The sequence below is a fragment of the Pseudomonas sp. NPDC089569 genome, from assembly GCF_050280625.1.
GTDB lineage: Bacteria > Pseudomonadota > Gammaproteobacteria > Pseudomonadales > Pseudomonadaceae > Aquipseudomonas.
In genome coordinates, this window is the sequence record NZ_JBNNVQ010000136.1 from 1 (window position 1) to 13,315 (window position 13,315).

Annotated in this window: 14 protein-coding genes and 1 pseudogene; 9 read left to right on the forward strand and 6 right to left on the reverse strand. The window is 58.5% G+C overall.

Going from position 1 to position 13,315, the window contains the following annotated elements; all coding sequences use genetic code 11:
- The 4 genes and pseudogenes from ACQKP2_RS29430 to ACQKP2_RS29445 form a co-directional block, all read left to right on the forward strand.
- Positions 1-259: pseudogene (locus ACQKP2_RS29430) on the forward strand (hypothetical protein); the annotation flags it as partial.
- Between the two features lie 395 nt (positions 260-654).
- Complete coding sequence (gene brnQ / locus ACQKP2_RS29435; protein WP_427581788.1) at positions 655-1,968, forward strand: branched-chain amino acid transport system II carrier protein; 1,314 nt, start codon at positions 655-657, stop codon at positions 1,966-1,968.
- Between the two features lie 246 nt (positions 1,969-2,214).
- On the forward strand, positions 2,215-2,952 hold the full coding sequence (locus ACQKP2_RS29440; RefSeq protein WP_427581790.1) for a DUF599 domain-containing protein: 738 nt from the start codon (positions 2,215-2,217) through the stop codon (positions 2,950-2,952).
- Entirely contained in the window at positions 2,952-3,353 is a 402-nt protein-coding gene (locus ACQKP2_RS29445; RefSeq protein WP_427581792.1) for an MAPEG family protein, read from the forward strand. The genes ACQKP2_RS29440 and ACQKP2_RS29445 overlap by 1 nt, the downstream gene beginning before the upstream one ends.
- Positions 3,354-3,430: 77 nt before the next feature.
- On the opposite strand, the gene ACQKP2_RS29450 is transcribed toward ACQKP2_RS29445, so the two are convergent.
- The gene (locus ACQKP2_RS29450) at positions 3,431-3,676 is read right to left on the reverse strand and encodes a hypothetical protein (RefSeq protein ID WP_427581794.1); all 246 of its coding nucleotides are present in this window, start codon (positions 3,674-3,676) and stop codon (positions 3,431-3,433) included.
- Between the two features lie 159 nt (positions 3,677-3,835).
- On the opposite strand from ACQKP2_RS29450, the gene ACQKP2_RS29455 reads away from it, so the two are divergent.
- From ACQKP2_RS29455 to ACQKP2_RS29470, 4 genes are all read left to right on the forward strand, one after another.
- Complete coding sequence (locus ACQKP2_RS29455; protein WP_427581796.1) at positions 3,836-4,312, forward strand: PaaI family thioesterase; 477 nt, start codon at positions 3,836-3,838, stop codon at positions 4,310-4,312.
- Positions 4,309-4,761, forward strand: a complete 453-nt coding sequence (locus ACQKP2_RS29460; RefSeq protein WP_427581798.1) for a PaaI family thioesterase — start codon at positions 4,309-4,311, stop codon at positions 4,759-4,761. Before ACQKP2_RS29455 ends, ACQKP2_RS29460 begins: the two co-directional genes overlap by 4 nt.
- Positions 4,762-4,842: 81 nt before the next feature.
- Positions 4,843-6,747 (forward strand): molecular chaperone HtpG, encoded by a 1,905-nt coding sequence (gene htpG / locus ACQKP2_RS29465; protein ID WP_427581799.1) that lies wholly within the window; start codon positions 4,843-4,845, stop codon positions 6,745-6,747.
- 67 nt (positions 6,748-6,814) lie between these two features.
- Positions 6,815-7,543 (forward strand): dienelactone hydrolase family protein, encoded by a 729-nt coding sequence (locus ACQKP2_RS29470; protein WP_427581801.1) that lies wholly within the window; start codon positions 6,815-6,817, stop codon positions 7,541-7,543.
- Between the two features lie 132 nt (positions 7,544-7,675).
- On the opposite strand, the gene ACQKP2_RS29475 is transcribed toward ACQKP2_RS29470, so the two are convergent.
- Together ACQKP2_RS29475 and ACQKP2_RS29480 are read right to left on the reverse strand one after the other, a co-directional pair.
- Positions 7,676-8,536 carry a pirin family protein gene (locus ACQKP2_RS29475; protein WP_427581803.1) on the reverse strand — a complete coding sequence of 287 codons (861 nt, stop codon included), beginning with the start codon at positions 8,534-8,536 and terminating at the stop codon, positions 7,676-7,678.
- A 62-nt stretch (positions 8,537-8,598) separates the two neighbouring features.
- The gene (locus ACQKP2_RS29480) at positions 8,599-9,015 is read right to left on the reverse strand and encodes an OsmC family protein (protein WP_427581804.1); all 417 of its coding nucleotides are present in this window, start codon (positions 9,013-9,015) and stop codon (positions 8,599-8,601) included.
- A 236-nt stretch (positions 9,016-9,251) separates the two neighbouring features.
- Here ACQKP2_RS29480 and ACQKP2_RS29485 point away from each other — a divergent pair, with 236 nt between their 5' ends.
- A complete protein-coding gene (locus ACQKP2_RS29485) occupies positions 9,252-10,877 on the forward strand; it encodes a methyl-accepting chemotaxis protein (RefSeq protein WP_427581806.1) in 1,626 nt (541 codons plus the stop codon).
- Between the two features lie 68 nt (positions 10,878-10,945).
- On the opposite strand, the gene ACQKP2_RS29490 is transcribed toward ACQKP2_RS29485, so the two are convergent.
- The 3 genes from ACQKP2_RS29490 to purM form a co-directional block, all read right to left on the reverse strand.
- Positions 10,946-11,659, reverse strand: coding sequence for a DUF3108 domain-containing protein (locus ACQKP2_RS29490; RefSeq protein WP_427581807.1), 714 nt, complete (start codon positions 11,657-11,659; stop codon positions 10,946-10,948).
- Between the two features lie 8 nt (positions 11,660-11,667).
- Positions 11,668-12,318 (reverse strand): phosphoribosylglycinamide formyltransferase, encoded by a 651-nt coding sequence (gene purN, locus ACQKP2_RS29495; RefSeq protein WP_427581808.1) that lies wholly within the window; start codon positions 12,316-12,318, stop codon positions 11,668-11,670.
- On the reverse strand, positions 12,318-13,315 hold a 998-nt coding region (gene purM, locus ACQKP2_RS29500; RefSeq protein ID WP_427581809.1), incomplete at its 5' end, for a phosphoribosylformylglycinamidine cyclo-ligase. The genes purM and purN, both read right to left, overlap by 1 nt.

A 13,315-nucleotide genomic window follows, 5' to 3' on the forward strand; every position in this document is an offset into this window, starting at 1 on the left:
GGATTTCTTTATCGAAAACGCCCTGATGTGGTTGCTCGAATACCGCTTCGACGGCTTGCGCCTGGACGCCGTGCACGCCATCGAAGACCCGGACTCTCCGGGCAAGCGCATGGGCCACGCAGGTGCAATCATCTCCGGCGGTAAAGGCACTGCAGACGAGAAATTCGCTGCTCTGCAAGACGCAGGCGTCAAAACCGTGCGTTCGCTGGCAGACATCGGCAAGGCCCTGGCCGAGCTGACTGGTTGGGCTGTCAAGTAAGCTTCGCGCTTAGCTGACGCTTCACCAAACAAAGGCCACCTTCGGGTGGCCTTTGTCGTTTCCGGGTTGACTGCGCTGGCGCCATCGCGAGCAGGCTCGCTCCCACAATGGAATACGTTTCAACTGTGGGAGCGAGCCTGCTCGCGATAGCGGGGTTACAGGCGACAACCATTAACATGCGAAAACGCGACACAAAGATGTCGTGCATCGGAATGTTCGCCCTCTAACAGTGCGTTTTCGGGCCAAATTCGTTAGGCTACTCGCTATTTTTGCGTTCGCCGCCCACAAGGCAGCTTCACGCTAAACGGGTCAGTCCTATACGGACCGGCAGCATTTCCCTCACCCATAGGGAAATCCCTCTCTAAATTCCGATTCAGCAGTGTGGTATTTCCTTAATGAAAGTGTTGAAAGGTCAGGACATCCTGGCGCTTGGTTTTATGACGTTTGCCCTTTTCGTCGGGGCTGGCAACATCATCTTCCCTCCTATCGTCGGTTTGCAGTCCGGGCCTAACGTCTGGATGGCGGCGCTGGGCTTTCTGGTCACGGCGGTAGGCCTGCCGGTAGTCACCGTGGTCGCGTTGGCCAAGGTCGGGGGCGCCATGGATGCCTTGAGCAGCCCGATCGGCAAAGTCGCCGGTGGTCTGCTGGCCGCTGCCTGCTACCTGGCCGTTGGTCCGCTGTTCGCCACGCCGCGTACCGCGACCGTGTCTTTCGAAGTGGGGCTGGCGCCGCTGACTGGCGAAAGCCCACTGGCGCTGTTCCTGTACAGCTCGGTGTATTTCCTGCTGGTGTTCTTCATCTCGCTCTACCCGGGCCGTTTGCTGGACACTGTGGGGCGTTTCCTCGCGCCACTGAAGATCATTGCCCTGGCGGTATTGGGCATCGCGGCATTCGCCTTGCCGGCGGGTGACATCGGTCAGGCAACCCCTGAATATGTCGCCGCACCGTTCTCCCAGGGTTTCATCAATGGTTACCTGACCATGGATACCCTTGGCGCGCTGGTGTTCGGCATTGTGATCGTCAACGCCATCCGCTCCCGTGGCGTTGAATCGCCGGCGCTGATCACCCGTTACGCGATCATTGCCGGCCTGATTGCCGGCGTGGGCCTGGCACTGGTGTACATCAGCCTGTTCCGTCTGGGTTCCGGCAGCCACGAAGTGGCTGTCGGCGCGACCAACGGCGCGGCGGTATTGCACGCTTATGTGCAGCACACCTTCGGTTCGCTCGGCAGCGGTTTCCTCGCGGTGCTGATCTCCCTGGCGTGCCTGGTGACTGCAGTAGGCCTGACCTGCGCCTGCGCCGAATACTTCAGCCGCGTACTGCCACTGTCCTACAAGACCCTGGTGATCATCCTTGCCGCGTTCTCGCTGCTGGTGTCCAACTTGGGTCTGACCAAGCTGATCGCGTTCTCGATCCCGGTCCTGACCGCGATCTACCCGCCGTGCATCGCTCTGGTCGCCCTGAGCTTCTGCAAGGACTTCTGGCATGAGCACAGCCGTATCATCGGCCCGGTGATGCTGGTGTCGTTCCTCTTCGGTTTGATCGATGCGCTCAAGGGCGCGGGCTTGGCTGACTGGATGCCCGCACAACTGGCTCACCTGCCGCTGAGTGAGCAGGGTCTGGCGTGGCTGGTGCCTTCGGTGATGACCCTGGTGGTCGCCGTGGTCTGCGATCGTTTGCTGGGCAAGCGCGCCGAGGCTTTGGCTTAAGCTTCACTGACCCGTTACAAGCGAGTCATTGGAGGAACACAGAAATGCCCCGTATCAATCGATACGGGGCATTTTTTATGGGCGTGAGGCAGTGTCTTTTCCCGTGAGCTAACGTCGAAGCATTGCAAAATCCGGATGTGGGAGCGAGCCTGCTCGCGGTAGCTGTACTGAATGCAGTAGCGCTATCGCGAGCAGGCTCGCTCCCACAGGATTTCGGTGTTCCGCCATTTAATCGAAAGGACCTGCATGTCGTTCATCCATGCCAATCTGATCCATATTCTCGCTGCATTCTGGTTTGTCATCTGCTGGGGCGGCTATACCCGTTATGCGACCTGGAAGGGCCGCGATACGGCGTGCCTGGCCAGTGTCCTGCATTTGTACCGCGAAGACTGGATGCGCCGCATGTTGCTGCGAGACAACCGCATTGCCGACGCCAGCGTGATCGGAAACCTGGAGCGCAATGCTTCGTTCTTTGCCTCAAGCACGCTGATTATCCTGGCCGGCATTCTTACCGTACTGGGATCATCCGACAGGGCGTTGTCCTTGCTGGCGGACATTCCGATGGTGCAACAAGCTTCCCAGGGCATGTCGGAGATCAAGTTGCTGGCCCTGGCGCTGGTATTTGTCTACGCCTTCTTCACGTTCAGCTGGTGCATGCGCCAGTACAACTTCGCGGCCATCCTGGTCGGCTCGGCGCCGATGGCGGGTGAGCGCCATGTGTCTGAACAGGAGCGAAGGGCATTCGCTTCGCGCGCGGCCCGAGTGATCTCTCTGGCGGCCAACCAGTTCAACTTCGGCTTGCGCTCCTATTACTTCGGCATGTCCATGCTGGCCTGGTTCGTCAGCCCCTGGTTGTTCATGTTGATGAGTGCCGGTGTCGTGTTCGTGTTGTATCGCCGCGAGTTTCATTCCGACGTTCTCGACGTGATGGTCTATACCCCAACAGAGGCGCCGTTGCCCGAGGTCACCAAAGAGGCCGCTTGATGAGTATTCCCTTCTGGTGTGTGTTTATCAGTGCTGTGTTGATTTACGTTGCGCGCATGCCCGTGACTACGGCCATGAAAGAGCAGGGTGGTTACAACAACCACTTGCCGCGCCAACAGCAGGCGCAGCTCACGGGGTTGGGTGCCCGAGCGGTGGCGGCACACCAGAATAGTTTCGAGGCATTCATATTGTTTGCTGTGGGTGTGTTGATGGCGCATACCACGCAAACAGCGGGATGGCTTATCGACTTGTTGGCGATTGTTTTTGTCATCACGCGAATCATCTATCTGGTGTGCTATTGGAAAGATCTGGCCTGGCAACGTAGCCTGGTTTGGCTGGTGGGTTTGATATGTTCGCTATTGCTGATGATTAGTCCAACGTTTAGAACGATTTTGCTCTAATGCGTCAAGAACAAAATCAGCAGGTAAAAGAAAACCCGCACTTGGCGGGTTTTCTTTTTTACACGGTAAGAACCAAATTAGTTCTTAGGTGCTTCCGGAGCGGCCTCTTTTGCCGCTTCGGCGTTCGATTCAGCCTGATCTTTGGCGGCTTCGGCGTTTTCTTTCGCCGCGTCGTTCACTTTATCCTGAGCTTCGTTCATTTTTTGCTGGGCTTGTTCAGCATGTTGGTTAGCGTCTTGAGCTTTGTCCTCGGATTTTTTGCCGCAGGCAGCGAGACCAAGGGAAGCGGTCAACATCAAGGCAATAGCTAAAGTCTTACGCATGGGGTGTTTCTCCTGGTGAAAATATCTTGATGGCCTTTCGAGCATCGCCACCTTCGGTAAGTTCCTCAAATCACACAGATATATAAGTTTGTTCTAATGCGGAACTTTTGCCCGCACGGCTACTTCACTGCATGAATGTTTAAAAAGAGTTTTGATCAAATGGCCGAAAACACTGTTTTTGAGCGTGCAACGCGATTTTTATCGGCACTGCGACATTGCCAGGTCCTCGGGATGCGGATTCACAGCGCCGACGGCGAAGGTCTTACGGTGGCCTTGCCTTATAGCGCACAGATCATAGGCAATCCACGAACCGGAGTGATTCATGGTGGCGCCCTGACCACATTGATGGATACCGCCTGCGGCATGTCCACGCTCTGTGTTCTGCCGGAGTTCGAAGTCTGCCCGACGCTGGATCTACGCATCGACTACATGCACGCCGCCGAACCCCATAAAGACGTCTACGGCTTCGCCCAGTGCTATCGCGTGACCACTGACGTGATCTTTGCTCGCGGCTTCGCTTACCAGGACGATCCCCAGCAGCCCATCGCCCATGTCACAGGCACCTTCATGCGCATGGGAACGGGAATCAAGGGGACTAAAGGCTTTGGTGGCGCAATCGGCGCAGGTGCGAAATGACAGACACGCTCAAGGAACAATTGGAACAGGCCCACCAGAGAGGGGACTACAGCCTGCTGTTGCAGCAGATTCCCTACGCCACGCTGATCGGTGTCGAATGCTCGCGGGTGGGAGATGAATTGCTGTTTCGCCTGCCCGCCAACAAGGACAACATTGGTAACCCCTTATTACCTGCCATACACGGCGGTGTGATTGCCGGTTTCATGGAGCTGGCTGCCGCGCTGCACCTGCTGATTGCCACCGGCTCGCCGGGCGTACCGAAAATTATCGATTTTTCCCTCGATTACCTGCGGGCCGGACAGTTCCGTGACACCTGGGCGCGTTGCCAGGTGTGCCGTCAGGGGCGCCGGGTTGCCAACGTCGCGGTTACGGCCTGGCAAACCACCGAAGGCGAGCCCATCGCAACGGCCCGGGCACATTTCAAACTCGAAGAGCCCTTGAAATCCTGAACACAGCCCCCAACTCTGATGACAACCCGCCGCAGACCCCTTTGGTCGCGGCCTATGTCCTCTGATTGGAGTTTGATGACCATGAGTGTGGAAACTCAAAAGGAAACCCTGGGCTTCCAGACCGAGGTAAAGCAACTGCTGCACCTCATGATCCATTCGCTGTATTCCAACAAGGAAATTTTCCTTCGCGAACTGATCTCGAACGCCTCTGACGCTGTAGACAAATTACGTTTCGAAGCGCTGTCCAAGCCGCAATTGCTGGAAGGTGGCGCCGAACTGAAAATCCGTGTGAGCTTCGACAAGGACGCCAAGACCGTCACCCTCGAAGACAACGGCATCGGCATGAGCCGCGAAGATGTGATCACCCACCTGGGGACCATCGCCAAATCCGGTACTGCCGATTTCATGAAAAACCTGTCGGGCGACCAGAAGAAGGACTCGCACCTGATCGGTCAATTCGGTGTCGGTTTCTACTCGGCCTTCATCGTTGCCGACAAGGTTGACGTGTTCAGCCGTCGTGCCGGCTGCCCGGCCAGCGAAGGTGTGCATTGGTCGTCCAAAGGCGAGGGTGAGTTCGAAGTCGCCACCATCGACAAGGCCGATCGCGGTACCCGCATTGTCCTGCACCTGAAGTCCGGTGAAGACGAGTTCGCCGATGGTTGGCGCCTGCGCAACATCATCAAGAAGTACTCCGACCACATCGCCCTGCCGATCGAGTTGCCTAAAGAAGCGGCGGCCGCCGAGGGTGAGGAGAAGCCTGCCGTTGAATGGGAAACCGTCAACCGTGCCAGCGCCCTGTGGACCCGTCCTCGCACTGAAGTGAAGGACGAGGAATACCAGGAGTTCTACAAGCACATCGCTCACGATTTCGAAAACCCGCTGAGCTGGAGCCACAACAAGGTTGAAGGCAAGCTGGAATACAGCTCGCTGTTGTATGTGCCGGCCCGTGCGCCGTTCGACCTGTACCAGCGCGAAGCGCCGAAGGGCCTGAAGCTGTATGTGCAGCGTGTGTTCGTCATGGACCAGGCCGAGTCGTTCCTGCCGCTGTACCTGCGCTTCATCAAGGGCGTGGTCGACTCCAACGACCTGTCGCTGAACGTGTCGCGGGAAATCCTGCAGAAGGACCCGATCATCGACTCCATGAAGTCGGCGCTGACCAAGCGTGTGCTGGACATGCTGGAAAAACTGGCGAAAAACGAGCCTGAGCAATACAAGGGCTTCTGGAAGAACTTCGGTCAGGTCATGAAAGAGGGCCCGGCAGAAGACTTCGCCAACAAGGAAAAAATCGCCGGCCTGCTGCGCTTCGCATCGACCAATGGCGACGAAGGCGAGCAGGTTGTCGGTCTGGCCGAATACCTGGCGCGCGCCAAGGAAGGTCAGGACAAGATTTACTACCTGACTGGCGAAACCTACGCACAAGTCAAAAACAGCCCGCACCTGGAAGTCTTCCGCAAGAAAGGCATCGAAGTGTTGCTGCTGACCGACCGTATCGACGAGTGGCTGATGAGCTATCTCAGCGACTTCGACGGCAAGAGCTTTGTCGATGTGGCCCGTGGTGACCTCGATCTGGGCAATCTGGACTCGGAAGAGGACAAGAAAGCCGCCGAGGAAGTCGCCAAGTCCAAGGAAGGTCTGGTCGAGCGTTTGAAGACAGCACTGGGCGAGTCCGTTGCCGAAGTGCGTGTCTCCCATCGTCTGACCGATTCGCCGGCGATCCTGGCCATTGGCGAGCAGGATCTTGGCCTGCAGATGCGTCAGATCCTGGAAGCCAGCGGCCAGAAGGTTCCGGATTCGAAGCCGATTTTCGAATTCAACCCGGCTCACCCGCTGATCGAGAAGCTCGACAACGAGCAGAGCGACGAACGCTTCGGCGACCTGTCGCACATTCTCTTCGATCAGGCGGCTCTGGCCGCTGGCGACAGCTTGAAGGACCCGGCGGCGTACGTGCGTCGTCTGAACAAGCTATTGGTTGAACTGTCGGTTTAACTGCGTTGTAGAAAAACCCGCTTCGGCGGGTTTTTTCATTCCAGTGCTTAACAATCAGGAGTCACACATGAGCCAGATCACTGTACGTTCCGTTGCCTACCAGATTGACGGTCAGTCTTATGAGAGCCGTTTGGCCTTCGACGCCGAGCACAAGGGGCCGCGTCCGGGGTTGTTGATGGCCCCCAACTGGATGGGCGTCGGCGCAGGTGCCGAAGAGATCGCCAAATCGGTGGCGGCCAAGGGATACGTGGTGCTGATCGCGGATCTTTACGGCCAGACTGTTCGCCCGCAGAACAACGACGAAGCGGGCGCGGCCATGATGCCGCTGAAAAATGATCGGGCACTGCTGCGCAAGCGCATGCAGGTGGCGTTCGAGCAATTGCAGAAGCAAGGTGAGGCGGCGGTCGATACCTCGAAGCTGGCAACCTTCGGTTTCTGCTTCGGTGGTTGCTGCGCGCTGGAGCTTGCCCGCACCGGCGCCCCGGTGAAGGCGGCAGTGTCGTTCCACGGCACCCTCGATACCCCGAACGTCAACGATGCGAAAAACATCAAGGGCAAGGTGCTGGTCTTGCACGGCGCGTCCGATCCATTGGTGCCGAAGGAGCAATTGCCAGCGTTCGAAGATGAAATGAATGCGGCGAGTGTGGATTGGCAGCTGTTGAGCTACGGCGGTGCATTCCACTCGTTCACCGACCCGCACGCGAAAGTGCCGGGCATGATGATGTACGACGCCAAGATCGCCGCCCGGGCGTTCACCTCGATGCACAACTTGCTGGATGAAGTGTTCAAGGGCTGATCCTGGTTTCTGTCTTGATTGGATCGGAATCTTTACTGGCCTCATCGCGAGCAGGCTCGCTCCCACAGTTGACCGAGATCCAATGTGGGAGCGAGCCTGCTCGCGATGGCGGTGTAGGGGACACTGAAGAAATCAGGGCAGTTCTATCCGCTCGCTTTCCCCAGGCACGGTCGGCCAGTCCCCGGCCGCCCAGCGCCGGCGTGCTTCATCGATGGCCGCCGGATCGCTCGATACGAAGTTCCAGTTGATCCGCCGTGGCCCGTCCAGGGGTGCACCCCCGAACAGTACGGCATGACATTCGCTTTCGGCGAACAGGGTCATTTCCTCTCCAGGTGGCAATACCACCAGCGAGTGTGGCTCGATGGGTTCGCCATTGAGCTGCGCTTCACCGCTCAACACATACAACGCCCGTTCTTCATGCTCGGTGGGGATCAATAACGTCGCCGCTGTTTGCAGGGTCAATTCCGCATACAGCGTAGGAGAAAGGACTGGCACTGGCGATTCCAGGCAGAAGCCGGAGCCGGCAATCATGCGCAATTTCACGCCAAGGTTTTCGCTGGTCGGGAGCGTGGCGGCGGGATGGTGGCTGTAGTGGCCGGGACCCTGTTCATGATCCTTGGGCGAGGCCAGCCAGATTTGCAGGCCGTGCATCTTGAAGCCGAGATCCCAAAGGGCTTTCGGTGTGCGCTCGACGTGTGCAATGGCGCTGCCGGCAGTCATCCAGCTGACGTCGCCGGCGTTAACGATCTGATCCGAACCCAGGCTGTCCTTGTGTTGCAGTTGCCCTTCGAACAAATAGGTGAGGGTCGACAGTCCGATATGCGGGTGCTGGCGGATGTTCATGCCTTCGCCTGCCGGATAGACCGTTTCGAGCATGTGGTCGAAAAACACGAATGGCCCGACATTGCGACATTTGGCTGATGGCAGCGGACGAAGAATGGGCTGGCCTTCGACGTCTTCTACGCGGGGGCGGATTACGAGCGGAGTGTTCATGGTGCGTTCCAGGCTGGGCGGGTAATGCGCTGGAGCATAACCCGCTTGTGCAGCGCTTGCCGCTATTGACTGAACGCGCCTTCGCTCAGATGGGTCTCGATGCTGACTTCGCTGGTGGTCATCAGCTTGTGGATCGGGCAACGATCGGAAACACGGTGAAGTTCATCACGCTGGGCGTCGGTGAGTACGCCCTTGAGTGTCAGTTTGACGTGCAGCACGTATTGGCCTTTCTGTTCCTGGCTGTTGTCGCGCTTGACCTCGACGCCGACACCGGTCAAAGGAATGTCCTTCTTCTTTGCATACAGCTTCAAGGTCAAGGCTTTGCAGGCGCCCAGCGCGGCATCGAAATAATCGTGCGGCTCCGGTGCCGAGCCTTCGCCACCCGCCGTGACGGGCACATCGGCGAAGAGTTCATGCTCATCGATTTGAACGCTGTGGCGAAAGCCTTCGGCAGAAACGGTGTTGACGGTAACGGTCATGGCAAACCTCGCAAGCAACAGGATATTTATTCGATCAAAAAGACCTTGAAGGTATAGAGCATGGTGCCGGATGGGTGTTCCGCTTTTCTTGTACAGATGGGCCTTTTCGCTGAAACGTTACCGTAGCAGCAATGGTGTTTTGATATCACATTTTCGTCTTACGCAAATTTTCAACAGTCCGATACCGTCTAAAGAACCAGCTGCCTGACGCAGCGCTTTTGGAAGGAACCAGGGGAATGAGTATCAGAAGTCTCAATATCGCTCCGCGTGCGATTCTCGGTTTTGGTTTGTTGGCGCTGATGGTGTTTGTATTGGGGGCGTTCGCCCTGTTGCAGATGTCGAGCATGCGGGCGCAGTCCGATCAGGTCGATGACAACTGGTTGCCCAGTGTCATGGCGGTCGGTGACATGAGTCAGGACATGCTGCGGGTGCGGGCGTTGACCATGCGCCTGCTGCTCAATCGCGATCCACAGGCGCAGGCGCAGAACGTCAGCAAGCTCAACGACCTCAAGGCGAACCTTGACGTTGCTCAGCGCCGTTATGATGCCTTGATCGTGCTCCCGCAGGAGCGTGTGTTGTTCGACCGTTTCAAGGCTTTGCAACACAAGTACCTGCAACTGCAAGGGCAGGTGATGACGCTCGCTACCCAGGGACGGGTGGAGGAGGCGGCCGTGATGCTCAACGGAGAGATGAATCCGTTGGCCGATGAGATCACAGGCACCCTCAAGGAGCTGATCGAGTTGAACAAGAACAACGCCAATCTGGCGACCGAAGCCGGGCGCCGAGTATTTGACCAGTCGCGGTTCTGGGTCGGGGTCATGATCGGTGTGACGGCGTTGATTACCATCGGCCTGGCACTGTTGTTGACCCGCAGTATCGTGGTGCCGCTTTCGCAATCGGTGCAGGTGGCCGAAGTGGTCGCCGGCGGCGATCTGACCGGCAACATCGATATCACCGGTAAAGACGAGCCGGCGCGGCTGTTGCTGGCGCTCAAGAGCATGCAGCAGAGTCTGCGCGAGACCATTCAGCGTATTTCGGACTCGTCCAGACAATTGGCCTCGGCGTCGGAGGAGCTCAGTTGTGTCACCGAGGATGCCACTCGTGGCCTGCACCAGCAGAGTCTGGAAATCGATCAGGCTGCCACGGCAGTCAATCAGATGACCGCCGCTGTGGAAGAGGTAGCAAGCAATGCCGTCGCCACGTCCGAGGCGTCTCGCGAGTCCGATCGGATCGCCCGGCACGGCCGCGAGCAGGTGCAGCAGACCGTAGTGTCCATCGAACTGCTGGCCGATGACGTTACCGCCAACGCTGCGCAAGTCGAAGACCTGGCGCAGAAGGTGCACGGCATAGGCAAGGTTCTGGATGTAATCCGCTCGATTGCCGAGCAGACCAATTTGCTCGCGCTTAACGCCGCCATCGAAGCGGCCCGGGCCGGTGAAGCTGGACGCGGATTTGCGGTGGTGGCCGACGAGGTGCGGGCCCTGGCGCATCGAACCCAGCAATCGACCCGGGAAATCGAGCAGATGATTTCCGGTATCCAGCAAGGCACCGAATCGGCCGTCAGCTCGATGCAGCACAGCAATACCCGCGCGCGTTCAACCCTGGAGGTGGCGAAAGCCGCGGGCGCTGCGCTGGAGGACATTGCGTCGGCGTTTACCCTGATCAACGAGCGCAATACAGTGATCGCCAGCGCCTCCGAAGAGCAGGCCGCCGTGGCGCGGGAAGTGGACCGCAACCTGACGAACATTCGGGACCTGGCATTGCAGAGTTCGGCCGGGGCGAATCAGACCAGCGCGGCGAGTCAGGAGCTTTCGCGCCTGGCGGTGGATCTGAATACCATGGTGACGCGGTTTTCGGTCTAGCCATCCACGGCTGAGTTCCAGGCGAAAAAAAGCCCCGCAATTGCGGGGCTTCTTCGTGTTGCTGCGGCTCAGCTGCCTTTGACAGTCTTGCCGTTGACCGTACCGTCCAGGAGCATGATGTTGTACTCCTTGCCGTCGGTTTCCACCTGTTGCAGTCGCACCAGCAGGTAGTCCCAATCCTTGGCGAACCACATCACTGTGATGCGTTTGTTTTGTGTCGGGTCACGTACGCGTTCAACCTTGATCGCGTCGATCTTGCCGGCTTTGGTCTCGACTTTTTCCGAGCCCAGCACGCGGAAATCATAGGTGTCGACTTCGCTGCCATCGACGACCTGATAGCTCATGCTTTTCTTGCCGGCGGCGACGTCATGCTGAAGGGCAAGCTGATAGGTGGACTTGTCGACCATGCCACGGTTCAGCGGGACCTTGACCGCGTCACCACGATCGATGCCGGTGATCATCTTGGTGTTCCAGTCGAAGTCCAGATCCGACTTCTTGGCCTTGCCCAGACCACCACGTTCGAAGTGGTAGGACTGGGGCAGCAGGGTGTCCTTGTCGAGGGTCAGGGTGCTTTCTTCGGAAAGGCTGGCGATCATCATCGAAGCCTTGAAGCTGAGCTTCCAGACACCGTTGGCTTCCTTGGTCAGGCTGCGTTCGGCGGTACCGCTCATGGGCAACTGTTTCCAGTCGGCGGTGTAGCTGGCGGAGAAAGGTTGAAGGTCCGCGGCCTGGGCGAAGGGCAAGGCGAGCAGAGCACAAGCGAAGAGCAGGGCACGACGCATAAAATCTCCTAGGTTCGAATCAAGTGGCCGCTGGCTGCCAGTAGCTGTCCATCCAGTAAAGCACCTTGATCGCCGAGTGATAACCGGCCTTCGGCAAACCAGCGCACGGCCATCGGGTAGATCACGTGTTCCTGGACATGGACCCGCTGCGCCAGACTCTGCGGCGAGTCGTGCAACTCTACCGGTATTACTGCCTGTACGACCAGTGGTCCGCCATCGAGTTCCTCGGTGACGAAGTGCACGGAGCAACCATGTTCGGTGTCTGCGGCTTCCAGGGCACGCTGATGAGTGTGTAACCCTTTGTATTTTGGTAGCAGCGAAGGGTGGATATTGAGCAGGCGACCCTGGTAATGCCGGACAAAGTCAGCGCTGAGAATGCGCATGAAACCGGCCAGTACCACGAGTTGGGGGTTGAAGGCGTCGATCAGTTCGATCAGCGCGGCATCGAAGGCTTCGCGGCCCTCGAAAGCCTTGTGGTCCAGGGTGCGGGTTTCGATACCCGCATCCCTGGCGCGTTGCAGGCCATAGGCGTCGGCGCGGTTGGAAATCACCGCAGCGATGCGGAACCGGTTGTGACCGGTCCCCGTGCAGTCGATAAATGCCAGCAACTTACAGCCCGTTCCGGAAAACAGCACCACTACATCACAGGTCTTAGGCATCAGTGAGCCTTGAGGTTTTTCAGTTCGACCTGGGCCGCGCCTTCGGCAGCGGCGGCGATCTGACCGATGACCCACGGTTGCTCGCCGGCTTCGCGCAGGACCTTCAGGGCGGTTTCGACGTGCTCCTGGGCCACGCAGATCACCATGCCCACGCCGCAGTTGAGGACGCGGTGCATTTCGTTCTCGTCAACGTTGCCTTTCTCTTGCAGCCAGTCGAACACTGCCGGACGGGTCCAGCTGGCAACGTCAACCACCGCTTGTGCGCCTTTTGGCAGAACACGCGGGATGTTGTCCAGCAGGCCACCACCGGTGATGTGAGCCATGGCCTTGACGGCACCGGTTTCCTTGATCAGCTTGAGCAGCGGCTTCACGTAGATGCGGGTCGGGGCCATCAGCAGGTCGGTCAGCGGTTTGCCATCGAGCTGGGTGTTTTCGATGTCGGCGCCGGACACTTCGATGATCTTGCGGATCAGCGAGTAACCGTTGGAGTGAGGGCCGGAAGAAGGCAGGGCGAGCAGGGCATCGCCGGTAGCGACTTTGGAGCCATCGATGATTTCGGCCTTTTCCACGACGCCGACGCAGAAGCCGGCCAGGTCGTAGTCTTCGCCTTCATACATGCCCGGCATTTCAGCGGTTTCACCGCCGACCAGGGAGCAGCCGGACAGTTCGCAGCCTGCACCGATGCCGGTCACGACCTGGGCCGCGGTGTCGACGTTCAGTTTGCCGGTGGCGTAGTAGTCCAGGAAGAACAGCGGCTCGGCGCCGCACACCACCAGGTCGTTGACGCACATGGCAACCAGGTCGATGCCGATGCTGTCGTGCTTGTTCAGGTTCAGTGCCAGGCGCAGCTTGGTGCCCACGCCGTCGGTGCCGGAAACCAGCACGGGCTGCTTGTAGCCGGCCGGGATTTCGCAGAGGGCGCCAAAACCGCCCAGGCCGACCATGACTTCCGGGCGCGCAGTGCGCTTGTCGACGCTCTTGATTCGAACGACCAATG

What these genes read in the sequence shown, in the direction of transcription:
- brnQ (WP_427581788.1), top strand. Translation starts at nt 655, where the DNA reads ATGAAAGTGTTGAAAGGTCAGGACATCCTGGCGCTTGGTTTTATGACG.
- ACQKP2_RS29440 (WP_427581790.1), top strand. Translation starts at nt 2,215, where the DNA reads ATGTCGTTCATCCATGCCAATCTGATCCATATTCTCGCTGCATTCTGG.
- ACQKP2_RS29445 (WP_427581792.1), top strand. Translation starts at nt 2,952, where the DNA reads ATGAGTATTCCCTTCTGGTGTGTGTTTATCAGTGCTGTGTTGATTTAC.
- ACQKP2_RS29450 (WP_427581794.1), bottom strand. Translation starts at nt 3,676, where the DNA reads ATGCGTAAGACTTTAGCTATTGCCTTGATGTTGACCGCTTCCCTTGGT.
- ACQKP2_RS29455 (WP_427581796.1), top strand. Translation starts at nt 3,836, where the DNA reads ATGGCCGAAAACACTGTTTTTGAGCGTGCAACGCGATTTTTATCGGCA.
- ACQKP2_RS29460 (WP_427581798.1), top strand. Translation starts at nt 4,309, where the DNA reads ATGACAGACACGCTCAAGGAACAATTGGAACAGGCCCACCAGAGAGGG.
- htpG (WP_427581799.1), top strand. Translation starts at nt 4,843, where the DNA reads ATGAGTGTGGAAACTCAAAAGGAAACCCTGGGCTTCCAGACCGAGGTA.
- ACQKP2_RS29470 (WP_427581801.1), top strand. Translation starts at nt 6,815, where the DNA reads ATGAGCCAGATCACTGTACGTTCCGTTGCCTACCAGATTGACGGTCAG.
- ACQKP2_RS29475 (WP_427581803.1), bottom strand. Translation starts at nt 8,536, where the DNA reads ATGAACACTCCGCTCGTAATCCGCCCCCGCGTAGAAGACGTCGAAGGC.
- ACQKP2_RS29480 (WP_427581804.1), bottom strand. Translation starts at nt 9,015, where the DNA reads ATGACCGTTACCGTCAACACCGTTTCTGCCGAAGGCTTTCGCCACAGC.
- ACQKP2_RS29485 (WP_427581806.1), top strand. Translation starts at nt 9,252, where the DNA reads ATGAGTATCAGAAGTCTCAATATCGCTCCGCGTGCGATTCTCGGTTTT.
- ACQKP2_RS29490 (WP_427581807.1), bottom strand. Translation starts at nt 11,659, where the DNA reads ATGCGTCGTGCCCTGCTCTTCGCTTGTGCTCTGCTCGCCTTGCCCTTC.
- purN (WP_427581808.1), bottom strand. Translation starts at nt 12,318, where the DNA reads ATGCCTAAGACCTGTGATGTAGTGGTGCTGTTTTCCGGAACGGGCTGT.